The sequence below is a fragment of the Bacteroides sp. B1-V-101 genome, from assembly GCF_023656585.1.
GTDB lineage: Bacteria > Bacteroidota > Bacteroidia > Bacteroidales > Bacteroidaceae > Bacteroides > Bacteroides thetaiotaomicron.
In genome coordinates this window covers 1-24,236 of record NZ_JAMOKH010000063.1, presented here as the reverse complement: position 1 = coordinate 24,236, position 24,236 = coordinate 1, and the positions used below count along the sequence as shown (strand labels likewise).

Here is a 24,236-nt window from a genome sequence, read left to right as displayed (position 1 = left end):
CATCGAAGTGTCATACATCGGTTATGCCACTCTTAGCGTGAAATACAATGGCGAACAACGCTTGAGTTTGCAACTGAAAGAAGATTCGCAACAACTGGGTGAAGTGGTGGTGACTGCTTTGGGCATCAAGCGTGAAAAGAAAGCGTTGGGTTACTCCATGCAAGAGGTGAAGGGAGCCGACATCTTGCAGGCTCGTGAGACTAATGTGGCTAACGCTCTTTCCGGAAAAGTATCAGGTTTGCAGATAATACGTTCGGGAAATGGCCCCGGCAGTTCTTCTAAAATCCAATTGCGCGGAAACAATTCATTGACAGGCCTGAACCAGCCGCTTATTGTGGTAGACGGTATTCCGATGGAGAACTTCACTGGAGCGGCAAATAATGACTTTTGGAATCCTTCGGCGGATATGGGTAACGGTATTTCGGACATCAGTTCTGATGACATTGCTTCCATGTCGGTGCTGAAAGGTGCTTCGGCTGCCGCTCTTTATGGTTCGCGTGCGGGTAACGGCGTTATCCTCATCACAACCAAGTCCGGACGCAAGACCGAAGGATTGGGTGTCACGATTTCGGGAACCGTATCGGCCGAAACCATTTTCATGTCGCCCAAGATGCAGAATTCATTCGGGCAAGGTTCTAACGGTACGTTCGACAAAGACGCCGGCTCCAGTTGGGGACCGAAAATCGAAGGACAGGAGTACACAAACTGGAACGATCAGAAGGTGCGTATGAGTTCGTTCGACAACGTGGGCAACTATTTTAATACCGGTATCAATCTGACGGAGACGTTCTCGTTTACACAGCAATATAACAAGACGTCAATCTATACGTCGCTCACCCGCATGGATGATAGTAGCAAGATTCCGAGTTCCAAACTGAAACGTACCGGCTTGACGGCACGTGCCACATCTACTTTCGGAAAAGATGACCGTTGGACATTTGATACCAAGATACAGTATATCAACGCCGAGGCCCAAAATCGTCCTATCAGTGGTAAGAACAATTCCAATAACTTCTTGGCCATGTATTTGTTACCTCGCTCGATGGATATTCGCGATTTCTCGGCAGGCACGCGTTCGGACAACAAAATGTTGTGGTACGGCAGTAGCCAGCAAATCAATCCTTATTGGATGGAAACGCACAAGCTGAACCGTGATGTACGCGATCGTTTCTTGTTGAGCGGCTCGTTGAAATATCGCTTCACCTCATGGCTGGACGCCGAGTTGAGAGCAGGTTCGGACATGTACTTCACTGAGTATGAGAACAAGACATATTCAGGAAGTTCATTGAAAAACACTTACTCTATCAAACAGGAACGTTTCTATGAAAACAATTACAGTTTCCTGCTCAGTGCCCGCAAGGATAATCTGTTCGGGAAGTGGGGTGGAAGCGCTACGTTCGGAGGTAACTTGATGATGCGCCGCCATCGCTCCATTTCCACAAGCCCGGGTGAACTGAAAGTGCCCGATTTGTTCACTGTAAATAATGCGACGAAGTCGATTAGTGTAGGCGAAGAATTCAGCCGTAAGAAAATCAACTCGCTTTATGGTACAGCTCAAATCAACTACAATGGTTTCCTGTTTATAGACGGAACATTCCGTAACGATTGGTCTTCTACTTTGTCGAAAGAGAATCGTTCGTTCTTCTATCCTTCAATATCCGCATCATGGGTCATCTCGGAAATGTTAGAGAAAATGGACAAGCCGTTGCCCGAATGGTTTACCTATGCAAAACTGAGAGGTTCGTATGCAGAAGTAGGTAACTCTCTCGAGCCTTATCAGCTTTACAATACTTACTCCATCGGTCAGGCACCTGATAATACAACGACTGTATCTCAGGATAAGACATTGTATAACAGTAGCGTACGTTCGGAGTTAATCAAGTCGTGGGAGTTTGGAGCAGAGATACGTTTCTTCAATAATCGTTTGGGATTCGATTTCTCATGGTATAAATCAAATGCTACCCGCCAGTTGATTAATTTGCCGATGGATAACCTTTCCGGTTATGAAAAACGTAAGGTGAATGCCGGAAACATCGAGAACAAGGGCTTTGAGTTGATGGTAAACGCTCGTCCGATAGAGTTGAAGAACGGTTTCAGCTGGGATTTGATGGTGAACTTCTCTGCCAATAAAAACCGTATCATCGAACTCTATAAGACAGCCGATGAAGAAATCACTCTTTATCCCTTGGGCGGTTACGACAACTTACAGGTATATGCCACTGCCGGAGGCAACTACGGAGAAATCTGGGGAACCGTGCTGAAGCGTGTCACTGATGAGAAATCGCCTTACTACGGTAAGCTGATCACTCAAAACGGATTGCCTACGGCAACCACCGAGAAACAAAAAATTGGAAATCAGCAACCGGACGCTTTATTAGGTATCAGTTCTACCTTTAATTATAAGGGATGGTCGTTGAACTTCCTGATCGATTCTCGTTTCGGTGGCGATATCTTCTCGGGTACTCACCAGACGATGCAGGCGGCAGGTACGTCCAACGTCACAGTGGTCAATGGTGAGCGTCCTCAAATGGTTGTGGACGGTGTATTCATGAACGAAAAGGGAGAATATGAGAAAAACACCACTGAAATCTCTACACAACAATATTGGAATGCTGTGGCAGGAGGAAACCTCGGTGTGGGCGAAATCAATATTTATAGCGCTACCAATATCCGTTTGCGTAATTTAGGATTGTCTTATACTTTCAGCAAGCAACAATTAAAGAGAACTCCTTTCACACAATTAAAATTGGGCGTTTCTTGCAACAACGTATGGATGTTGAAGAGCCACATGAACGGTATAGACCCCGAATCTATCTATGCTACAAGCACCAATGCCACAGGATTTGAGTATGGTAGCTCGCCTACTTCACGCACTTATCTGTTTAATGTTACTTTCGGATTCTAAACTAAATACATTTGCGAATATGAAAAACTATAAATATCCATTATATGCGCTTCCCGTCGGACTGTTTGCGTTGGCTTCATGTTCCGATTTTGAAGAAGTAAACACCAACCCAACAGCAGCTAATATCGAACAGGTTCGTATTGAGTATGCCATCAATAAGTCTATTACCGGAACTCAGCAGAATCCCGAAGTGGCGGAGCGTTGCTTTGTGCTGAACTGGCAGACGGCGGCACGCCAAGTCGACCCGAATACAAACGGAGGTCTTCCGGTTGGCGAATACAACGACGACTGGATTAGCAATTATTATTCACACTATGCAAGTTGGATGTCGCCTATTGTACTTGCTATCAACTTGGCCGAAGAAAAGATGAAAGGTGAACTGAATTCACACGAAGCCCAAGTGATACCCAATATGAAAGAAGTGGCCCGTATCTGGCGGGTATATCTGATGAGCGAGTTTACCGACAGCTTCGGAGCTATGCCCATTGAGGCTTTCGCAGGAAAAAACCCGAAGTTTAATTCTTGCAAAGAAGTCTATTACTTTATGCTGGATGAACTGAAAGATGCTGCAAGTAAGATTAAGACTGATGTAAAAGCCGATGACAAGGAAAAAGAGTGCGACCGCGCTTATAAATTCGACTTCGGCAAGTGGGTGAAGTATGCCAACTCCATGCGTATGCGCTTGGCAATGCGCCTTTCCGAAGTAGATGCCGCCAAAGCCAAAGCTGAATTTGAGGATGCGGCTAAAGGTGCTTACATCTCCGAGAGTGGTGATAACTTCACGGTTAAGGAACAACCGGGATGGGATGATCTGACAGGTGTCATGACGCGCGAATGGAACTACTTCCCACTTTCGGCCACGATGAATAACCTGCTCGTCGGTCTGGGAGGTATCACATCAGACGAACAGCTTGCCGGTAAGAATGATTTGCTGGCTCGTATCAAGCCGGCCGATTACATGGGTGTGCAGTACACCAACCATTATGCTTTGACAACGAACGATCCGGCTAAGGGATTTTGGTTCGATGGCCTGCATAAGGTAATTGATCCGCGTGCTTATAAACTCTTCTCTATTCCCGGCAATTTTGATGATGCCAACTATTGTAAGTATCCTTCATGGAACTCGAACCACAAAGTAGTGAAACGTAAACTGCTGAAGGATAAAGACGATGCCGACGGATTGGTGGAATTGGATGCCACGTTTACGTGGAATACTGCCGCTTGCGGTGAGTGGGGCGATAAAGGCTCATTGAACAAGATGTATTATTGGCCTTGGGCTATCCCGCATTTGGTCTTGAAATATCGTAAGAGTGAAAATTCCCGTATCTTCTTTGCCTCTTGGGAGTCTTACTTCCTGCTGGCCGAAGCGGCTCTGAAAGGCTGGAGCGTTCCTATGGGCGCCAAGGCTGCTTATGAGCAGGGTGTACGCGAGAGCTTCGCATATCATGGTGTGGGTGGCTTTGCCGACGCTTATTTGGCATCGGAGGACTATAATAATGTAGGAACCTCCGTAAAATGGGAACACGTGGCCGAACCGGCAGCGACCAAAACCATGAAGATGGTGAATGGATATACCAAAGCAGAATCGACCTATACCTTTACCTATCCTGTGGCTTCGGAAACGCTGTATGGCAAGGCGTTGAACGACCATCTGACAAAGATTATCACGCAGAAATACATTGCACAAATGCCATGGTTGCCCTTGGAAGCATGGAACGATCAGCGCAGATTGGGTTTGCCTTTCTTTGAGACTCCGGCTGTAGAGCAGGCCATTCGTACGATGCCCAGTCTCAATGCCTCCAACTACATGAAGCAGACGACGAAGTTCTTCCCGCAACGCTTGAAATTCCCGTCGGGTTTGGAAAACAGCAGTCCCGAAGGTTACAAACAGGCCGTGCAATTGCTTGGAGGACCTGACGATGTGTTCACTCCGCTATGGTGGGCTAAAAAGTAAGAAGATTGAAGTGCCCCCCCCCCGGAAAGTTGGACGTTAAATAAACGCTAATTATTTAAATCTCTATAGTAGTGAGCTCGGTATTGTACCGGGCTCATTCTGAAATGCACCCCAAAAGTTTTTTGTCTAACTTTTGGGGTGCACTTCATTTGACACAACCTCACAGATTTAATGAAGTTAACCTGTTGGCGGAATTAAATTATAGGTATAGGCGTTTAGTGCGCACTAACTTTATGGATTTTGCCTACTTTTGCAGGCATGGAACAACGCGATAAATTCAAAGGAGTGGAATCAATCAAATTTTATAGTCGTTTTACCGATGATGCCTCATGCCTTGAGTACTTGTCCTCGATAAAGTGGGCAGACGGCTTCAAATGCAAGAAATGCGGTCATACCAATTATTGCAATGACAGATATCCCTATTCTCGCCGTTGTACACGCTGTAAGTATGACGAGAGCGTTACCAGCGGAAGCATGTTCGACAAGATAAAATTCCCGCTTGTCTACGCTTTCCACATAGCCTTCAAAATATCGACAAAGAAGAAAGGGATGTCCTCTTTGGAACTGGCGGAAGAATATTGTATGCGTCAGAAAACCGTATGGGAATTCAAGCGTAAGATACAGAAAGCCATGCGGAGCAGCGGTAATTATCCTCTTAAAGGAGAGGTACATGTCGATGAGTTTTATATCGGAGGAGAAGAGGAAGGAATCATTGGACGAAGCACGGAAGGCAAAAAGAAGCTTGTGATAGTCGCTTTGGAGATTGTCCGAGACGGCGTGGGACGTGCGTATGCCCAAGTGATAGATGATGCTTCGGCAAGTTCTTTTCGTCCGTTCTTCGACAGATACATATCAAAGGACGCAAAAGTCATAACCGATGAATGGTCAGGCTACCTGCCGTTAAAGAAAGATTATCCAAAATTGGAGCAACGCCCTTCGGATAAGGGCAAAGGGCATCCACAGATTCATATTCACATCATGAACATAAAGGGATGGTTGCGTGGAATACACCACCATTGCTCCAAAGAGCATCTTCAAGGATACCTTGACGAGTATCATTTCAGGTTCAACCGCCGTAATAATATGGACACAATCTTCGATATGCTACTTCGTCGAATGATTTGTCAAAAGAAAACTGACTGATAATCAGCTGTGAATGTAGTGCGCTCTAAACGCCTATACCTATAAATTATAAAAGATTTATGTTTAAAAAGTTGTGCATATTGTTGATATTTAGTAAATTAAAGGTGACTAAACTTTTAATAGACAAATATCGTATGCACAACTTATATGCAATATTCGCAAAATTACTGAACATATGCAAGCAAATTGCCGGCAATTTAGTCAATGAATCCGGGAATGTACCAAGACGAGGAGTCGTCCCTAAATTCTCAGACCTTGAAGTAGTGGCTTTGAACATGGCATCAGAGGCTGTTGGTATTGACAGTGAGTCGCTGTTGTTTGCAAAGCTACAGGAATATAGGGTTGAAATACCCAACCTTATTTCCCGCCGACAATACAATGACAGGCGTAAAATAACTTCCTCCCTATGTAATGCAATCCGAGAAAGAATGGTTTCTAAAATGGATGGTGGTGAAGACTATTTCTGTATTGATTCGAAACCGATAGAAGTATGTCGTATTGCCCGTTCCAAACGTTGCAGTATGGGAAAGAAGGATTTTAGAAAAGCACCTGGGGTAGGATACTGCGCATCACAAAGCATGTATTATTATGGGTATAAACTCCATGCAGTCTGCTGGTTAAGTGGTATCATCCATTCCTTTGACCTCACTAAGGCAAGTGTGCATGACATTCATTACCTGAAGGATGTGAAAGTGGATTATAGTAATTGTACAGTCATAGGGGACAGAGGATATATAAGTGCCCAAGTGCAATTGGATTTGTTTGAAACTGCCAATATCAGATTGGAGGTACCATACAGATGTAATCAAAAAGAATGGAAGCCAACATTCCCAGCTTTTGCCAAAGCGAGAAAAAGAATTGAAACCCTATTCTCGCAATTGTGTGACCAGTTTATGATTATAAGGAATTATGCGAAAGATACAGATGGATTGTTTGCCCGGATTATTGGGAAGATTAGCGCACTTACAATCCTTCAATATATTAACTACAAAAATGAAAAGCCTATTGGCAGAGTTAAATATGCGCTATTTTAATTCCGCCAACAGGTCATGCTAATAAAACTATATAAAGTTTTCGTTGTCGGCACTGAATGTAGCCGTGCATACCACCTTGCCTGTTCCTACGTTCGTAACCTGGAAGGTGTAATCCCCTTGCCAGGCCTCGCTTTTGAGCGAATCGAATGCTTTCCGGCAAGCCTCGTAAACCTGTTTGTCACATTCTTCTATCGTACCTTTCTTGGTGAAGAGCTTGCCGGTGATACCGAGGGCTGACTGGAAGGCGTTCTCTATTTTCCCCATCTCTTCGAGAAAGTCGGGGTGTGAGGCCGACATGCTGGAGAAGCCGTAGGTGTAAGTCACTTCCGTCACAGGATCGTCATCATCGCTGCAAGCGGTGAAGGTGAAAGTAAGGATGGCGACAGCCATCATCGTCAGCAGTGCTGACATTTTTTTGATTGAACTTTTCATTTTGATTTATTGTTTTTGAAATTTACAATACTTCGGTAAATTTTTATTGAAAAAGCTAAGACCGGACGCACGTAACTATTTCTGTTGTTCTTATTGTTGTTGTTCACGTTGCCGTTGTTCACATTCACATAAAGAGCGTTGTTCGCCGGATTGTTGTAGAACTCCGAGGAGGACCAGTAAATGTTGTCTGTTTTTGTCTTTGCGAGCCTCCCTGCACGAGGAAAGCCTGCCGACAACCCTTTTTCAATAATAAACAGTTCGCTTCGGGAAGCCTTGACCGCCCGAATCCCGACTGATAAATCATTGCCTTTTATCTTCCTGTTTCTTCATTCCGCGTTCGTTATATTGTTTCCAGCTCGTAGCCTGCTTGCCTATCTTCTCCAACAGCAGCCCGAACGAGGCGTATTTGCGCTCGGTAATGACCTTCTGCTCCACACATACGCGGAAAAGCATCTGCAACATGCGGTAACGGTCGAGAAATTCGGTCAATACGCCCACTTTTTCATAGCTGCTGTTCGCCTTGTAAATCAGAGAAAGCATATCCAAAGTCAAATCCACCATACGGCTGCCCATACTGTAGCGGAAGAAGCGCGGAAAATCCTGCGTCAGGATCAACAGGTTGTTCAACAACCGGTAAGTGTCGCGGTATAGGGGTAATTCTTCGGATAATGCCATAACTCGATTTTTCAAAAATTTTTCCGACCCGCTTCGCGGGTATTCAGCCTTTATCAACGAGCGGCTACGCCGCAAATAGATAAATAGATTGAATAGGTAAATAGGTCAGAAAGCCAAGACCGGACGCACGAAACTATCGCTGTTGTCCTTAGGGTTGCTGTCCACGAGGCCGCTGAGCACACGCACATAAAGAGCGTAGCGCGCCGGACGGTCGTAGAACTCCGAGGAGGACCAGTACCAGTCAGACTTTAAGCCTGATACCACTGTCTTGCCTTCAAACAAAGAAGCGCGGTTTTGATAAACATTCCACATCTGGCCGATGGAGGGCAAAAACCAGCCGGTGCTGTTGGCAGGGGACGGGACTTTGTGCGCATAATCCACAACGGCATAGTAGGTGGCAGGATAACCGGAATCTTCGGTGGCATTCAACTTGTCCTTGCCGCCGGCAGCGGTGATGATTTTCTGTGTCCAGGCGTAGCCGCTCCAGTCGATGTCAGGTGCAGAGTAATTGTTCTGTTTTTTTCCGCTTCCATCCGTGGGGCAGCAACCCAACTCGGTTCCGTAAACGCCCCACTGACAATAACCGTTTGTGGCATCCTGCAAGGCAACGGCATAGCCGTGGCACTTCTGCTGACCGATACCGGTGGCGGAGTAATCGGAGGCATCGTTTTCGTGATGACCGGCATGGAACACGATGGCGATAACGCTTGCTTTCTGTTCTTCGGTCAAAGTTTCGTCTTTGCCTACAATATTGCCGTCGGCAAGGAGGTAGTCCCCTACTTGCAAATTGTGATCTTTGTCAATCGTCGGTGCTCCGTCCACCTTATAGGTCTTGTATGAGCTTACGCTGATATTGTTCGGGGTGATGAAAAACTCCTTCTTGCCGTCGGCATAGCTGCCGGTGAGGGTTACGGTATTGCCTTGTCCGGGACGGACGAAGTAGCGGTATGTGCCGTCCGTATTGCGGCAGGGCTTGGCCTCTCCACTGAAATCGGCTGTAGTAGCAATCACATAGTCGGGAATGGAGGTGTCGGTGAACTTATACACCGTCTTGGGCATTTCGACTACGGCGAGTGCCATGCGGTGGGTCATGGAGAATGAGAGCGAGAGCTTGCCGTCGGCTTTGCTTCCCGAGCCCGTGGCGGTCATGAGGTCGGAGGCTGTGTAGCCTTGCGTGTAGTCGCTCTGATCAGCTTCCGGCTGCCAGTCATTGATAAGCGTGGCGAAGAAATCGCCATCGCTCGTGGTGTCGGTGGCATTTACCTTGCCCGCCATCTTCGCTGTCTCTTGATAGGGATAGTAGAGGAAATACTTCTCGCCCGCCATTCCGCCGGCAAGGGTTACGCCCGCTTCGGGTTGCCAGGTAAGACTGCCGTTCGTGCCTGCTGTGGCGGTGAGTTTCACATTGTCATAGACTATCGCCCCATTGCGCACAAGGTAGAGTCCGCAGGCGTCACTGGCGGTAAACTCGGTACGGTAACCGTCCTCGGTAGCACGGGTAGCGGCTTTCTGCGAGCCGTCAGCCGAAGTTGTCAGGGCATAGCCGCCGTCGGTGATGGTGATGGCGAGCGGTGCGGCATTGTCAGCACCGGGCAGGGGAAGCTCCTCCTGCGTGCAGCCGGTCAGCAGCAGTGCCGCCGCCCAAAGGGTATGTAGGATATTTCGTTTCATTGTCACACTTTTTATTTTAACTTTACGTTACTTGTTTTTATCTTCCTTGCGGGGCAAAGACTGCAAGCGGCCGTTGCCACAATTCCGTTTGTAAATCCGACCCGCTTCGCGGGTATTCAGCCTTTATCAACGAGCGGCTACGCCGCATAATAGATAAATAGGCTGAATAGGTAAATAGGTCAGAAAGCCAAGACCGGACGCAAGTAACTACTCATGTAGTTCTTAACGTTGTAGTCCACGCGGCCGCTGCCCACATCCACAAAAAGAGCGCTGCGCGCCGGAGAGTTGCAGAACTCCGAGGAGGACCAGTACCAGTCAGACTTTAAGCCTGATACCACTGTCTTGCCTTCAAACAAAGAAGCGCGGTTTTGATAAACATTCCACATCTGGCCGATGGAGGGCAAAAACCAGCCGGTGCTGTTGGCAGGGGACGGGACTTTGTGCGCATAATCCACAACGGCATAGTAGGTGGCAGGATAACCGGAATCTTCGGTGGCATTCAACTTGTCCTTGCCGCCGGCAGCGGTGATGATTTTCTGTGTCCAGGCGTAGCCGCTCCAGTCGATGTCAGGTGCAGAGTAATTGTTCTGTTTTTTTCCGCTTCCATCCGTGGGGCAGCAACCCAACTCGGTTCCGTAAACGCCCCACTGACAATAACCGTTTGTGGCATCCTGCAAGGCAACGGCATAGCCGTGGCACTTCTGCTGACCGATACCGGTGGCGGAGTAATCGGAGGCATCGTTTTCGTGATGACCGGCATGGAACACGATGGCGATAACGTTCTTACCGTTCTCCGGCTGCGGCTTGGTCTCTGCCCACTCCATCGTGCCGTCGGCATAGAGCTTGCGCAGGCCACCGTCTCTCCAGGTGCCGTCGGAGTAGTAATAGTCGCCGATTTTCGGTTCTGTTTCCGTGCCGTCATAGGTGATGGTCACGCCCACATTCTCGCTGCCGCCGGCGTTCCACGTTCCGCCCTTGGCTGCGGTCACCTCTATGCCACTGGCTTTCACGGTGATGGTGTAGGCATACCGCTTGCCACCGAAAAACCCAAATTTGCCGGCAGCTTCTGTTTCGGGAGTGTAGGTAAAGTCATTGCTGCCTATGCTGATTCGGATGAGCGGCTTGCCCGTCATATCCTGCGGCGGCACTAACGCCTCGTATTTCTTCGTTGCGGCATCGTAATAGGGCTTTATCTCGCCGTCCGATTGGTCACCCGGTGATACCAAGCCGGCGGTTGAGTGCGTTAGCGGGTCTCCGAAAATGGTGACGGTCGCACCCTCCAACTCCTCTTCCGTAATGCCTTCGCCAGCTTTGAGAATTACTTCGATTTTCGCCATGCGGTGGATGAAACGGAGATTTATGGCTTGGTCATAACGCCCTATGGCACTGGCGTACAGGACATCGAAAGCGGCGTACCCGCCACTTTGGTCGGAAATATCCGTTTCCGATTCTATGTCCGGGGTCCATGCACTGACGCGGGCTTCATCGGTGTTCTTCCAATAGAAGGCATTATCGGCATCCTTCGGGCTTGCATTGCCCGATGCGTCCATCACGTATGTTTTGTTACCAAACACGCCTTCCAGTGACACTCTAATCTCCTCGCCGCCCGTCCACGCATCCTTACCTCCGGCGCGGGTCTGCGGCTGCGCCACCTCCGCCGTCAGTTGCAGCGGGTACTTGCCGTCGGGCAGGGGCGCGGTGCTTTCATCCTCACTGCTACAGGAAGCGAGCACCCCACAGATGAGCATCATAACCGGCAACCAGCCGCCGATGCGCGGCCACGGCCTTCTCGCTATGTTCCTTATTATTTTCATATTGTCTTTATTTATTTCGTTTTGTGCCACTGCCCGTTGCGACGCGGGCTGCCGCACCATTTATTATATATGGCGTGCCTCCGTCTTACGCCTGATGCACGGCAGTGGCTTTCAGACACACTACATTTTTGCATCACCCGCATGGCTACCACCGTCGTTCCAGTTTTCGATGGTGCTTCCGCTAAGGGTCAGCCCCGTCTTCTTCACCGTGATGGTGTAGGTATAAGAATAACCGGCCTCCAACGCGGGTTTGATCATGTCCTTGTTGGAGTAGCTCTGGTATTCCTCGTCATCGGGAGATATCTCAAGCACCAAAGCGTTGGCGAGTGTCTGCGGGAGCAGGATCATGGTGAAAGTCATCACGCCCGTGGCGGCGTCAAAGGTTGCCACGCACTTGTCCGTGGCCGTCTTCGGGGCACCGGTGCACTGGCGTAACATCCAGTCGCTCACAACGCTGCCCGCGGTCGCGGCGGTACCGGTCTTCACATCGAACGTTCCCTCGTGAACCAGGCCGCCCAGCTTGTAGTCGGCGAATTCCAGCACGGCAGTGTCGTCGAAACCGTCGGTGTTCGACACCTGCACCTTGAGGATAAGACGGGCCATCTTGTGCTTGAAGGAGCAGTCGCTGCCGCCCGCGGCGGTGTTGTCCGTGAAGCTGACGGTCGGGCTGTCTTTATCGGCCTTGGCTCCCGTGGCATGGATGTAGTCCACCTTCTCCTGTTCCGTGGTCGTGGGCTGGTTGCTTGTATTTACCGTAATCTTCCCGTCTGTACCAGGCAGGGTGGAGGCGTTTGCGCCCGATGCGTAAGGCGCGTAGGCGGCAAAAGTAAACTCGAGGAAAGCATCCTCGAAGAAGATGCCGCCACCCGCCGTCATCGGGGTGAAGTCCGCGTTGGTGCCGGTACTCGTGGTCGCGTATCCCACGTTCTTGTACTTGCCGCCCATGGTCGTGGTCGTGCCAGGGGCATCCACCACCATCACGCCGATTCGGTCGGCGTTCCACCCGTTGTCCACAGCACGGGTCTTCGGCCCGCTCACGCCTGCCGTGATTCGTGCTTCCACCGGATTGTTCTGTACCTCGTTCTCTTGTGTACACGCAGCCAATAGCGTTGCCGCTGCTGCAATAATGAAAAACCTCATGTTCATTGTCATAATCTTGTTTTTTTTATTAAAAATTTATCGAAGAACCGATTTGGAAGATTTGGCATCAACTTATTGTTATTACTCTGTACTTTTCACGAAGATAGTTTCTCCCTTGTCAAGTATGTTTTTGATTTCCTTGCCGCCGCTTTGTATCTTGCAAAAGCTTATATCCTCGCCTTGTACATCCATTATCTTCAACTTGCCTACTTGAGTCTTAGCTTCTTTCCCTGCAATCGTTTTTACAGTGTAGGCAGTTAGATGAAGTCCTTTGTATGCGCCTAAATTAGTTCCGAGGTCGATATACACCTCTTTTTGCTTGTCTTTGCTTTGTCGGGCACTTTCCAATATTGTGCCATAGATTGGATACTTGCGATTACAATATCCTCCTACGTAAGCTGACAACTTGCGCAAAGTAGAGGTAATCGCACTTTCCTCTGTTTCTATCCATGCAACATCTACGTCGGAAATCTTAAACATCGGACTAGCTATCACTTCCTCGGTTTGTGAATCTTTGAATTGCAGGGTAATTCCCACCATGGCTTTATAGTATGTGTTAACACCATTCTTGGTAGTAGTTATTGATTCCGTTTTAGTCGTGGTGGAAATGTTATTTATTGTTGCATCCACATAATAGTCAAAAGTGGCATTCGTTTGTTCACCAATATTCCCCATGTCGGTAGCGATTGTGCGAAAGCCGGAAGTCAATCCTCTCACAATAGCTGCCCTAACAGCATCCTTGTATTGTGGTTGTTGTGTAGTATTCTGCCCAGTAATCAAGACGTTCGCAATAGAGCCTAATGCGCTTCCAACCGTTTCCTTTCCCTCTTTCGGAGTATAGGTGAAGTTGCGCACGCCTAATGCGATGATACGATTGCGGTCTCCAGCCCAAGATACTCCGATTGATAGAAGAAGGACTAATGTGATGATGCTGCTTCTCATGTATTATTGCTTTAGATATTCGATGGTGAAATAACTATCTTGCGCATTCTTTTTCTTATCTAAAACATAAGAATAATAAGTATTAGAACTCTCTTTTTTGATATATTCTTCTACTTTGTCTTTTCCTACAGATAAATATGAATTAGTACTACCAGATGTAGCAGAATCAACAGTCTTTTTGTTTTGATCAAAGATAGCGACTGTGATTAATAGCGAATGACTACTAAATTGATAAGACTTCTTCTCTAATTCCACATTTGCTTTTAACGTACGTTTGATGGAAATCAATCCTTTGGCAGGCAAACTACTAAAATTGATTTGTTTTTTCCATTTTGTAGCAGTGATAGCTTCTGTCTTAGTCGCTCCATTCTCATCTGTGTACTCCGCAATCATGTCGCATATAGACAGTTCATCCTCCGTTGCTGCATACAAAAAAACAATAGCCCCTGTTGTTGGAACTTTAGTTTCCTCTACAGGGATATTTTTGTCATCATCATCACTGCTGCAACTGACTAAACCGGCAAATAACATAACTATCAAACCGAGCATCGAGGCTCTAAAAGTCATTTTCTTGTAATTCATAATTTGGAATTTTAAACGTTAATATTTAATGTATGTGTCTGCAAGAATAAATAACGCCAAATAAACAAGCAAGCGATTGTTTCGTTTAACAAACATAAGATAGATTTACTGAATTACTCAGAATACACTCTTTCGCTTTTTCAGCTGCCATTCCCGATTATTAATTTCCCTCCCAAATCTTCATAATCTTACCCAGATATTACCAAAAAAGAAGTAAAGCATCCTTAATTTTAGATATAAGTTGTACTTTTGATAATCATAACAACATAGTATAATGAAAAGGCATTTGCATAGAAAAATGAGAATATGGTTATGTTCGCTTGTTTGCGGATTGTGGGCGATGCCTTTGCTCGCCAACCGGTCAGCCTTGCCCGATAGCCTGATAACAGAAGATAAAGTGTACGAGTTTACTTTTTCGGACACACCTTTGGCTGAACGCATCATGATGGAACTACGGAAGAAGGGAAAGCAAGCTACTCATGAACTCGATATAACGGAAGGTGACTTGTATTATAACACCGGCCGCTTCATCATAGCTGCCAGCTTCTATAAAAACGCCCTTGCTGCAAAGGCGGTGAAGCGAGATGAGCAGATGACAATGAAGCTGCTTCATCGTTTGATTTCATGCTATGATGGCTTATATGATGAAAAGCGAAAAGCAGAGACGGTAAAGCTTTTAATGCAAAATGCCCAAGAAGCTGGAGACAGTGGTATGGAGTCGATTGCCCTATTTTATTTAGGCAAGAGCCTTCATGAACAAGGCACGAAAGAACGTGGTTATGTCTATATGTTGCAAGCCACAGAGATGATGGAGAAATCGCATTACGACAGGAAATATGACAATTTGCGTGCAAACTGCAACGATTTGCTTATCTGCTACGAGCGTGATAAAAGATACGGGGAAGCCCTTCAAGTACTTGATAAACTTGAGAAATACTTGTATGCCAAAACTCCAGGCGAGGCTGAAATGGAAGGACTCTATGAGCAAGAAAAATGCAAATGGCTTGCCCATCGTGCTGTCGTATGTTCCAAATTAGGGAAAGAAAAAGAAGCGAATGAGGCATATTCTGAATTTCAGAAGATGGGGCGTATCAATCGCCGGTACGCCTACTTGGTTGTGCCTTATCTCTTTGACTTGCATCGTTATGATGAAATCGTGGATATGTGCAAGCAACGTGAAACAGAGATGATGCATAAGAAAGATACTATCAACCTCTACATGTCTTCCACCTTAAAATTCTACGGCATGGCATATCAGGGATTGGAACAATATGACAAGGCGGCAAGCTATTTTGAGCGACTAAGCGTATTGCGGGACAGCCTGCGTGTAAGGGAGTTGCGCAGTTCCTCACAAGAGTTGTCCATCATCTACGATGTCAAAGACAAGGAGGCTCAAATCACTCACCAACGTTGGGAGCTTGTGATAGCCATCTGCATCTTGATTGCTTTAGCTATCATTGGTTGCGTGCTGGGATATAACAACCGCATCATCAGAAAGAAGAACATTTCTTTGGTTGCCAACGTGAAAGAGGCGATGAGATATAAGGAAGAGCTTGAGAAGTTAAACCGTAGTACTCTGTCCGAAAATATTGCATGGAATGACGATGAGGATCCAGACTTACTGCTGTTCGAGCAAATCAAAGTAAAAATCATTGATCAGAAATTCTTCCTCGACAACACTTTCTCCCGCAAGGCGCTCATGGGCGAATTCAATATTCCTGCTAACAAGTTCGCCGGCTTGTTCCGTCAGTTCACAGGTAAAAGTTTCAGCGAATATATCAACGATTTGCGCATCGAATATGTAGCGGAACTTTTGCTTTCGGGTAAATACGCCAGTGTAGAAGGACTATTGAAAGAATGCACTTTCATCTCCTCCACCTCGCTGTACCGTCTCTTTACAAAGAAATACGGCATGACTCCACAAAAGTTCTTGCGGAATGCACGGTTATGTTAAGCAGAAGAAAAAAGTAAGTAAAACAACGGTTGCTGTTTTTTGCTGAAAAATTAAAAGTTAAACAATAGAACCGGCAAAAGCTGGTTCGAAAACACTAAAGAGGTCATTGAAATGTTGTCAAAAACGAATGGTTAAGCATGAAGAAATGTACTGAAAAAAAGAGTGCTAACCTGCTGATAATAAAGGTGGAAAGTATTGCATAATTCGTTGATTTTTAGTAAATTAGAAGTCTCCCAACTCTTCTGATTATGACTAAAGAAACACTCCTTATGCAATACCAATCCGAGTGCCTATCGGCTCTCAAATCAGTCGTGAATATACACAAACCTTTTGAAAAAACGTTCATGGATGCAATGAAATTATTCATGGCCATCCCTGATCGTATAAACTTCCTCCAATTGGGTAGGTATGGACGTTTTTCGGAACAGACCTACCGTAACCTTTTTGAGCATGAAACTTTCGACTGGTTTGCGTTCAACGGCTCTATCATCAGCAAGCATCTCACAGGTAAAAGAAAAGCCATCGCCATCGATCCTTCCTATATCCCCAAATCAGGCAAGAAGACACCTTGGATAGGTTACTTCTGGTCTGGTTGTGCAGGAGAGTACAAGCGTGGATTGGAAATCATGGGCATCGGTGTCATAGACATCGACAACCATGAATGCATGACTTTAGGTTCCATTCAGACACCGGATTGTAAAACCTTGGATAATATGGACAAGAACCTCGTTGACTGGTACAGCAGCTATCTTATCAGTAGAAAAGACAAGATACAGAGCATATCAAGAACGGTGGTTGCAGACGCATTCTTTTCCAAGGAAACATTCATAACGCCTATGTGTGAGAACGATTTCCATGTCATCAGCCGCTTTCGGAATGACGTAATCCTGTACTATCCGACATTGGAACAGAAAACAGGAAAACGTGGCCATCCAAAGTGGTTTGACGGAAGAATCGACTTTGCCAATCTGGATCTGACCCGGTGCAAGGAATACGAGGTGAACAAAGGAAAGCTATACGGATTGAGGGTATATGCAAAAGCTCTCAAAAGGTATGTTTCCTTAGCCATCTGGTATCCGATGGACGGGAGGACAGACAAGTGGCAGCTTTACTTCTCTACAGACGATTCGATGGATGGACGGGAGGTTCTGGATTATTACAGAACCAGGTTCCAATTGGAATTTTGAGAGATGGTAAGCAACATGCAGGAATCACCAACTGTCAGTCAACCGACTTCAGAAAGTTGGATTTTCACTTCAATGCATCGCTTGCTGCTGTCAACTTGGCCAAAGCGGCATGTAAGAGGCTCGGAATAACCTATTCCATATCCTCCTGCAAGTCTTTTATACACAATGCTTATATGCTTGAACGATTTATTTGCGTGTTCGGGATTAACCCAGACATGCAAGTTATTGACAAACTTTTCAAAGAACTCATTTTATTTACTGCCAGAGCCGCTTAGGCGTGGCTATTTTTTAACGAACTATTGAATTTATAAATTCTGACATATTGGCTGAATAAAGATTGCCATAGTTTTCAGCATTATACACCATAACATGGCTTCCGACAGTATTGATGAACAGCCGGTAATAGAGGTCGCGCATAGCCACCTCCTTGTTATCGGTTATTTGTTCGATAAAGGTGGAGGTGAAACGGTTGCTCATCCACACTTTCATCTCTGAGTTGAAGACATCAGCCTTGGATGTTTCGTCGCCGTTGGCCGCAGTGACGAACAGCATCCCGGGGATGCCCTCGCACTGCTTCATCACACCGCCCGAAAAACAAGCCTCCACCATCATGAGAAGTTTACGGTAACGCCTTTTGCGGTTCATATCCTCAAAAACAGAAGACAGTTTATCGCCTGTCATGGCGTAAGCTTCCTCATCCCAACACATGGCCCCCGGCACACCGTGTCCGCTCCAGAAAACGAACAGGTTGTCGTTCTCAGTAGATTCGATTACCGTGGGCAGTTTTTCGCTTTTTTCGCCACTGAGAATGGCAAGTATATCTTTTGTATTCAACGATGACATACGATAATCAATCTCTACATTTTCGTATACATTGTTTCCCCCGATAGTCACCTGTATGACTCCCTTGTTGGGATTTGATATATTATCGGCTATGTCATCCTCGACAATGAGAATGATACGGTCGTCGGTATATCCGGCTTGTCTGAGCTGCTGATAGATAGCGAGCACATCTGCCTGATGGCGGTAATTGGTCCATTCCTTGGAGGAAGCGACAAGGAGTGCCCAGTTGCCGGTATGTGCAGGGTAATTGAATTCTCCTGAATTGTCGAAATCCTGCATCCGGAAGGCTTTCCAGTTCCAACCGGCAAGTGTCGCATCCGTGCGGTTCCCCCCGTCGCTGGTGTTATAGTCAAGGATGATGTACTGTCCGTTGTAAACCTTGAAATTATAGTAAGTGGTGGCAAGTACATTGGTAAACACCTTGGCATCGAACCTTAAATGTCCTGACGCTCCACGGACATAGGGCGACTTTCCGGCAGCGAGCGCATCCACCACAAGCCCCATATCCTCACCTGTCCAGCTGCCCATGTTCAAGCCTTCACCCGAAACAACGGCCCTTAATGATTTCTGTAACGACAACTCCGGTCTGAACTGCTGGTACCATGCGGCATAGCCGATGAGCATAGCGGCATCGTAGAGCTGAGATTCTCCAAGAGTAGGCGTAGCATTGAAAAAGGTCCTGTAACTTACGTCAAACCCCGACTCAGGGTCGGCACCAAATGCGACTCCCTCTATGCCTTCGGCGGCATCACCGTGAATCTTGAGTACATCCGCACCGTAGGCGGTATCCGAAAACAACATCCGCGGTACACTGCGCCCGTTCAGACTTTGTGCTTTATGCGCTTCAAGCATCGGCTTCATCTCTTCTATTTCAGAGGGGATACATATCACATACTCTGCACCTGACTGCATGGCTTGGCGAGACACATCAGCTATATTGTCAGAGGTGTAAGCATAGCATCCCATGTTTTCCAAGCCCAGTTCGCGTGCTTGAAATGCGAACCAGTCAATGAACGTTTGTCCGTAACCGTCGTTCTCCTTGACCAAAAGTGCCACACTTTTACCCTCATAGTTAATCACCTTGGAGAGAAGCACCTCACATTGCGTAATGTCGGTCTCGGTCATCGCCCAAAGATAGCCTGTCGATGCGTATGCACGAACCAGTTGTTCGGCGGTGGCGAGAGTGAAGAATGTTTTGCCCACAATAGTCAGTTCCGCCGCGAGGATTGCCGCATTGGAAGAATACAGCCCGCCGATTACGGCATACACCTCGTCGTTGAATGCCAGCGACCGGGCAAGTTCCCGCACATCGGTCTTTGCCTCATCGTAGTATTCAAACTTTAACCTTATACCCGCTTCGTGGTTCTTGAATGCACGCTCAAAGTTGGTTGTAAACATTCCCAATGTCCTTTTCCAATGCACATCAAGCCCTTTCTCCATGGGAAGCACCACGGCAACAACCTTCTCTGTCCACTGCTTGTTGTCAGGAGACAGGGAAGGCTCATCGTCCGAACAGCTCCACAGACCAATCAGGCAGAGGAGCGGTGCAATAAGTTTAATAACCACTTGTTTCATAATACTCTTTCTCAAAAATCATAGCCTGAGGGCGCATTCCATTGACTAAGCTGCTGAAATCATTCACGTATCGGGGTGCGACCAGCCAGTCGGCATACCCGCTTTCAAGACCGTAAAGTTGGTTCTCCGGCATATCCCCTGTGACGACCCATTCCGTCAGATACCTGTAAATCAATTGGTCAATATGCTTAATGACCGAACCCGTAATCCGGTTGGAGAGGCTTGACTGATCGATGTCCATACCTGCAAGGTACGGTGAGACCTCAAATTCACGGGAGTAGCGGTATATACCGGCGTTGGAGCCACCTGCCACCGGAAAGATGAAGTCGTAATCAACCGCCCAATCGCTCATTTTCCGGTAAGCGAGCGAAGCCGACACATATCCCGTCCAATCATCCGCCAGATACTCCACATCGCAGTCGCTGCCATAGCCTGCAATAAAACCGTCCTTGGCTATGTTGATGGGGCTGTCGGTATTATTGGCAAGCAGCACCAGAGGTGTCATCTCAGAACATTTTCTTGCACATACTCCTGCAAGGTATGAAGCCCCGAACATCGAAATCTGGAAGGTATGGATGTTCTCGTCCTTATACTGTTTCCGGCTTTCAAAAAGCAGAATACTTTTGTTGGGTGTCAAGTCGTGTTCTGCCAGATAAAGTTCCGCCATTGGCTCATAATCACTGCTACCCAATACAAAAAGCACGGGTATGCTGCTTTGGGGACGTTCAAGCCAGTCCGCAAAAATTTTCTCAGCCTCTTGCAGGGATTCCGGGGAGTAGATATAGATGTCTATATCTCCGTTTTCCATCTTGAATCTCTGAACACCCTCAAGTATACGGTCATTATAGCTCATGTCACCCAATCCCCCCGGAGAGAAGAGAAAAACAATCTGTGGTGCCGGAGATTCCGGCTCCAACTCATCGGTATGATTACAGGATGACAACGCTCCTGTTACCAGGAACGTTGTCATTGCCAAGATAGCGCGGAAAGTATTGTGCATACTAATCAAACTTATGACCACATTCGGAGCATGTATATGGTCCGGATGCAAATGTTTTCCACTTATGACCACAATTGGGACATTTTTCAGTCCATCTTGCCGGGAAGTATTGGTCTATAGCAAGATTATCCCCGTCCATGTATTCCTCCGGAACGATTACGACTGTCATGTCCGGTTCTTTGAAATTCTTGAGAGCATTGAACGAAACGGTGTAAAAGATACTTTCGTCCGAACCGGGTGTGAGTGAGATTCTGCCGCAGTTGTCAGGGAGTTTGACAGTGCGTTGCTTTACGTCCCACTGATCGAGAATGAACTTCTCACACACTCCATGGGCAGCCTCCTTTGAGTCTGCTACCAATATAAACCGGGCAGCATCATCCTTTTTCTGATAGAGATTTCCGGCATCAGCTTGGTCGACTATTATCTTGTCGATATTCTCCAACATTTTTTCTCCAAACGGTCCTTGTGGCTCATCGTCGTTGCTGTAAGCAGTGAAAGCGAGCATTGCCATCACTGAAGCAAACATGATTGTTAAAAATTTCTTTACCATAACAAGTTGTTTTTTAATTGATTGTTACCCGTTGGCGGAATTAATTTAAGTTGATAAAGATGAGTAAAAAGTTGCACATATCGTTGATTTTTAGTAACTTAGCGACAATCAAACATTAAGTTCAAACCATCGTATGTACAACCTTTATACAAAATTCGTCAAAATACTTGAGATATGCAAGCAATTCTCTGAAAATCTCGTCAATGAATCGGGTAATGTTCCACGCCGTGGTCCTGTTCCTAAGTTTTCTGACTTGGAAGTAGTGGCACTGTCCCTGACAGCAGAGACAGAGAGCATTGATAGTGAGAAGTGGTTGTTCGACTATAAATTGCAAGAGTACAAGGACTGCATTCCCAATCTCATATCAAGGAGACAGTTCAATGACCGCAGGAAGAAAACTGCAGGCTTGTGTGAGGAACTGCGCAAAAGGGTTGCCATGGAAATGGATGGTGGAGAGGAACAATTCTTTGTTGACTCCAAGCCAATAGAGGTCTGTAGGGTTGCAAGAGGGAAACGATGCAAGATGGGACGTACCGGTGATTTCTCGCAAGCTCCAGACTTCGGTTTCTGCGCTTCGCAGAACACGTATTATTTTGGTTATAAGTTACACGCTCTCTGTTGGTTATGTGGAGTTATCCATTCCTATGATCTCTCAAAGGCAAGTGCGGCTGATCTCCATTATATGAAGGATGTGAAACATGCTTATCACGACTGTAGCATCTATGGCGACAAAGGGTATATTGGAGCTGATGTACAGCTTGACTTGTTCGAAACCGCACACATAAGACTGGAGTGTCCGTATCGGCTCAACCAGAAGGACTGGAAGCCGACATTCATTCCGTTTGCAAAGGCAAGAAAGAGGATTGAGACAATATTCTCACAACTTACAGACCAGTTCTTGGCCATCAGAAACTATGCGAAAATAACGAATGGTTTGTTTGCCAGAATCATCGGCAAAATTAGTGCACTTACCATTCTGCAATACGTAAACTTCATCAACAACAAGCCCATTGGCAGAATTAAGTATGCACTAAATTAATTCCGCCAACGGGTTGAAGTTAATATTATTCTTGATGATATTCGCTTTCCCAAATAGCATCTTCCGGATTATCGCCTTTATGACCGGCAAGCTGTATCACGAAGCTTTTTGCCGGGAAATACGGTGTGATGTGGATATCAAGAAGCACACGGTCTTTCTGATTCGGGTCTTGTTCAATCTTCATAACCTTGAAGCGTTCGATGAGCTTGTTCGGGCCCATTACACTATCGAGGAATTTCACAACCTGACCACGTAGATCTGCTTCCGTGCGAGTAGTCCAATTTTCAAATGCCCGACGGTTCAGGAAGTCAATCATATCAAAAGGAGTGGATAAAATTGCCTTCATAAGATTAAAAGATGCCTTGCTTGAAGCTATTAGGAGGTGTGAAGGCAAAAGTGATACATTGCCACCAATGTAGAAGCTAAAAATGACGTATCGCAAAAAACGGATATGCGATGAAAGGTCATTCTCCCTATTGGGCTAAAATAGAGGATATGAGGGCTATAAAGGGAAACGGGTGGCGGCGGGGAATCGGGAGGCTATAAAGGGAGGAAGGATGCCATAAAAGAGTAAAGCCGTCGGCAGACCGGAGCGCAAAAAAATCCCTCTGCCCGGTCATCGCGACCATGCAGAGGGAACGGTTAAATTATGATTATGTCAAGCAGCTTCGGCAATAGCTTCGTGTTTGGCAGCCTGTGGTTGTTCGGCCTCTTTCAGACTTTCATCAATCCTGTGCTGGAGTTCCTTGCATTCCTGTTTGAACCTTGACAGCTCATCAGTCTTGCTCCACTGGCGACAAACGATTTTCTGCAATGTAGGAATTTCGCTTTCTATCCGCTCTACTGCCTTTTGTTGCTTCTCGATAAGAGAGGGCAATTTGCTTAATGCTCCATGCGGATATTGCGCCGACTCAACGAAACCAAGCGGCAGCGCACCGCTTAGGCCGCATCGGTATTTCAACCCGCTTATACCCTCTACAAAGAATGTATTGCGGTCAAACGTACCGTCCATATTATACTCGCTATGCACCAACAAGTTCAGTCCTGCATACGTGCCAACTGTGCCATACGCTCCGTTGCGGTAGGTCTTGGCTATACGGTGCAACTCCCGACCAACTTCCTCGGTACTGGCTTGCGGTAAGTTTAAAAGCAGGGTTGCCTTTGCCCCATTATACGAGTTGATGTATTCCAAATCCCTCTTGAAATCGGCCTCAGTACGCTTTGCCTTTTCGACTTCTTCCTGACAGGTAGCTATTTTACGCTCGGCACGGATGCGTTCTTTCTTGAAAATAGCCTGTTCCTTTTCAAGCTGCATAATCTTGTTGTCGAGCTTCGTCTTGTTCAGCAAGTCGTTATTGCCTGACAGAATAGCCACGAACTCGGCGAAGTTCATACCGCTGTCCTCATCCATGCCTCCCTCGTCAATACGGCGCACGGCGATTGTGCCGTTGTTAATTTGATTGATAAACATCTGCTTGTTTTTCAACAGATTAAACTTGTAGGCGTCGAGGGTCTTTTCCGTACCATAAATTACGATATCCACCACATTGTCACCCCACAGCTTTACAGTGTTGCCTTTGCGTACTGCCCTGCCATTGCGTTGCTCCATGTCAGCAGGTCGATCGGGTAGGTCAAGGGCATTACTGCCCTCTTCCCCCCTCAGAACCGTACGTGAGGGTTTCCCCTCATACGGCTCAAGCTTTTCAAAGTCTCTGTTCGTGTGCAGAGACCGGCTCATCCTACTTCTTGTTTCCATTGTTTTTTACGGGATAATTTGAAACATTCATCATGAACCA

General features: G+C 46.6%; 16 protein-coding genes and 3 pseudogenes. 7 read left to right on the top strand and 12 right to left on the bottom strand.

Annotation, left to right across the window (positions count from 1 at the left end; all coding sequences use genetic code 11):
- The 4 genes from NBH01_RS25675 to NBH01_RS25660 all read left to right on the top strand — a co-directional run.
- On the top strand, positions 1–2,905 hold a 2,905-nt coding region (locus NBH01_RS25675), incomplete at its 5' end, for a SusC/RagA family TonB-linked outer membrane protein (RefSeq protein ID WP_250700359.1).
- A gap of 19 nt (positions 2,906–2,924) precedes the next feature.
- Positions 2,925–4,859 (top strand): SusD/RagB family nutrient-binding outer membrane lipoprotein, encoded by a 1,935-nt coding sequence (locus tag NBH01_RS25670; protein ID WP_009017595.1) that lies wholly within the window; start codon positions 2,925–2,927, stop codon positions 4,857–4,859.
- Between the two features lie 258 nt (positions 4,860–5,117).
- Positions 5,118–6,002 (top strand): IS1595-like element ISPrsp1 family transposase, encoded by an 885-nt coding sequence (locus NBH01_RS25665; protein WP_009017594.1) that lies wholly within the window; start codon positions 5,118–5,120, stop codon positions 6,000–6,002.
- A 59-nt stretch (positions 6,003–6,061) separates the two neighbouring features.
- The gene (locus tag NBH01_RS25660) at positions 6,062–7,036 is read left to right on the top strand and encodes an IS982-like element ISPrsp2 family transposase (protein ID WP_005832156.1); all 975 of its coding nucleotides are present in this window, start codon (positions 6,062–6,064) and stop codon (positions 7,034–7,036) included.
- Positions 7,037–7,063: 27 nt separating this feature from the next.
- Here the strand turns inward: NBH01_RS25660 and NBH01_RS25655 are convergent, their stop codons facing one another.
- From NBH01_RS25655 to NBH01_RS25625, 7 genes are all read right to left on the bottom strand, one after another.
- Positions 7,064–7,468 (bottom strand): hypothetical protein, encoded by a 405-nt coding sequence (locus NBH01_RS25655; protein ID WP_009017593.1) that lies wholly within the window; start codon positions 7,466–7,468, stop codon positions 7,064–7,066.
- Between the two features lie 300 nt (positions 7,469–7,768).
- Positions 7,769–8,143: a four helix bundle protein gene (locus tag NBH01_RS25650; RefSeq protein ID WP_004319006.1), complete on the bottom strand. Its 375-nt coding sequence runs from the start codon at positions 8,141–8,143 to the stop codon at positions 7,769–7,771.
- 105 nt (positions 8,144–8,248) lie between these two features.
- Positions 8,249–9,814, bottom strand: coding sequence for a fimbrillin family protein (locus NBH01_RS25645; protein WP_149944577.1), 1,566 nt, complete (start codon positions 9,812–9,814; stop codon positions 8,249–8,251).
- 179 nt (positions 9,815–9,993) lie between these two features.
- A complete protein-coding gene (locus tag NBH01_RS25640; RefSeq protein WP_057098274.1) occupies positions 9,994–11,628 on the bottom strand; it encodes a fimbrillin family protein in 1,635 nt (544 codons plus the stop codon).
- 120 nt (positions 11,629–11,748) lie between these two features.
- A complete protein-coding gene (locus tag NBH01_RS25635; protein ID WP_050775574.1) occupies positions 11,749–12,780 on the bottom strand; it encodes a fimbrillin family protein in 1,032 nt (343 codons plus the stop codon).
- A 69-nt stretch (positions 12,781–12,849) separates the two neighbouring features.
- The gene (locus NBH01_RS25630) at positions 12,850–13,710 is read right to left on the bottom strand and encodes a hypothetical protein (protein ID WP_009017589.1); all 861 of its coding nucleotides are present in this window, start codon (positions 13,708–13,710) and stop codon (positions 12,850–12,852) included.
- 3 nt (positions 13,711–13,713) lie between these two features.
- Positions 13,714–14,292, bottom strand: coding sequence for a hypothetical protein (locus NBH01_RS25625; protein WP_009017588.1), 579 nt, complete (start codon positions 14,290–14,292; stop codon positions 13,714–13,716).
- Positions 14,293–14,590: 298 nt separating this feature from the next.
- Here NBH01_RS25625 and NBH01_RS25620 point away from each other — a divergent pair, with 298 nt between their 5' ends.
- Together NBH01_RS25620 and NBH01_RS25615 are read left to right on the top strand one after the other, a co-directional pair.
- Positions 14,591–16,246, top strand: coding sequence for a helix-turn-helix domain-containing protein (locus NBH01_RS25620; protein ID WP_250700358.1), 1,656 nt, complete (start codon positions 14,591–14,593; stop codon positions 16,244–16,246).
- 248 nt (positions 16,247–16,494) lie between these two features.
- Positions 16,495–17,433, top strand: coding sequence for a hypothetical protein (locus tag NBH01_RS25615; protein ID WP_013613714.1), 939 nt, complete (start codon positions 16,495–16,497; stop codon positions 17,431–17,433).
- 288 nt (positions 17,434–17,721) lie between these two features.
- On the opposite strand, the gene NBH01_RS25610 is transcribed toward NBH01_RS25615, so the two are convergent.
- Genes NBH01_RS25610 through NBH01_RS25600 form a run of 3 tightly spaced genes read right to left on the bottom strand, consistent with a single transcriptional unit; the run spans position 17,722 to position 21,401 of the window.
- Positions 17,722–19,851, bottom strand: coding sequence for a C13 family peptidase (locus tag NBH01_RS25610; protein ID WP_009017585.1), 2,130 nt, complete (start codon positions 19,849–19,851; stop codon positions 17,722–17,724).
- A complete protein-coding gene (locus NBH01_RS25605; protein ID WP_005832166.1) occupies positions 19,832–20,851 on the bottom strand; it encodes a BMP family ABC transporter substrate-binding protein in 1,020 nt (339 codons plus the stop codon). The genes NBH01_RS25610 and NBH01_RS25605 overlap by 20 nt, the downstream gene beginning before the upstream one ends.
- Before the next feature lies 1 nt (position 20,852).
- Positions 20,853–21,401 (bottom strand): zinc ribbon domain-containing protein, encoded by a 549-nt coding sequence (locus tag NBH01_RS25600; RefSeq protein ID WP_009017583.1) that lies wholly within the window; start codon positions 21,399–21,401, stop codon positions 20,853–20,855.
- 59 nt (positions 21,402–21,460) lie between these two features.
- On the opposite strand from NBH01_RS25600, the pseudogene NBH01_RS25595 reads away from it, so the two are divergent.
- Positions 21,461–22,440 (top strand): annotated as a pseudogene (locus tag NBH01_RS25595) (IS982 family transposase).
- Between the two features lie 25 nt (positions 22,441–22,465).
- On the opposite strand, the pseudogene NBH01_RS25590 reads toward NBH01_RS25595, so the two are convergent.
- Both NBH01_RS25590 and NBH01_RS25585 read right to left on the bottom strand, forming a co-directional pair.
- Positions 22,466–22,756: pseudogene (locus NBH01_RS25590) on the bottom strand (type VI secretion system contractile sheath protein TssC); the annotation flags it as partial.
- A 342-nt stretch (positions 22,757–23,098) separates the two neighbouring features.
- Positions 23,099–24,076, bottom strand: a pseudogene (locus NBH01_RS25585) (DNA methylase); the annotation flags it as partial.
- Positions 24,077–24,236: the final 160 nt, after the last annotated feature.

What these genes read in the sequence shown, in the direction of transcription:
- NBH01_RS25670 (WP_009017595.1), top strand. Translation starts at nt 2,925, where the DNA reads ATGAAAAACTATAAATATCCATTATATGCGCTTCCCGTCGGACTGTTT.
- NBH01_RS25665 (WP_009017594.1), top strand. Translation starts at nt 5,118, where the DNA reads ATGGAACAACGCGATAAATTCAAAGGAGTGGAATCAATCAAATTTTAT.
- NBH01_RS25660 (WP_005832156.1), top strand. Translation starts at nt 6,062, where the DNA reads ATGTTTAAAAAGTTGTGCATATTGTTGATATTTAGTAAATTAAAGGTG.
- NBH01_RS25655 (WP_009017593.1), bottom strand. Translation starts at nt 7,468, where the DNA reads ATGAAAAGTTCAATCAAAAAAATGTCAGCACTGCTGACGATGATGGCT.
- NBH01_RS25650 (WP_004319006.1), bottom strand. Translation starts at nt 8,143, where the DNA reads ATGGCATTATCCGAAGAATTACCCCTATACCGCGACACTTACCGGTTG.
- NBH01_RS25645 (WP_149944577.1), bottom strand. Translation starts at nt 9,814, where the DNA reads ATGAAACGAAATATCCTACATACCCTTTGGGCGGCGGCACTGCTGCTG.
- NBH01_RS25640 (WP_057098274.1), bottom strand. Translation starts at nt 11,628, where the DNA reads ATGAAAATAATAAGGAACATAGCGAGAAGGCCGTGGCCGCGCATCGGC.
- NBH01_RS25635 (WP_050775574.1), bottom strand. Translation starts at nt 12,780, where the DNA reads ATGACAATGAACATGAGGTTTTTCATTATTGCAGCAGCGGCAACGCTA.
- NBH01_RS25630 (WP_009017589.1), bottom strand. Translation starts at nt 13,710, where the DNA reads ATGAGAAGCAGCATCATCACATTAGTCCTTCTTCTATCAATCGGAGTA.
- NBH01_RS25625 (WP_009017588.1), bottom strand. Translation starts at nt 14,292, where the DNA reads ATGAATTACAAGAAAATGACTTTTAGAGCCTCGATGCTCGGTTTGATA.
- NBH01_RS25620 (WP_250700358.1), top strand. Translation starts at nt 14,591, where the DNA reads ATGAGAATATGGTTATGTTCGCTTGTTTGCGGATTGTGGGCGATGCCT.
- NBH01_RS25615 (WP_013613714.1), top strand. Translation starts at nt 16,495, where the DNA reads ATGACTAAAGAAACACTCCTTATGCAATACCAATCCGAGTGCCTATCG.
- NBH01_RS25610 (WP_009017585.1), bottom strand. Translation starts at nt 19,851, where the DNA reads ATGAAACAAGTGGTTATTAAACTTATTGCACCGCTCCTCTGCCTGATT.
- NBH01_RS25605 (WP_005832166.1), bottom strand. Translation starts at nt 20,851, where the DNA reads ATGCACAATACTTTCCGCGCTATCTTGGCAATGACAACGTTCCTGGTA.
- NBH01_RS25600 (WP_009017583.1), bottom strand. Translation starts at nt 21,401, where the DNA reads ATGGTAAAGAAATTTTTAACAATCATGTTTGCTTCAGTGATGGCAATG.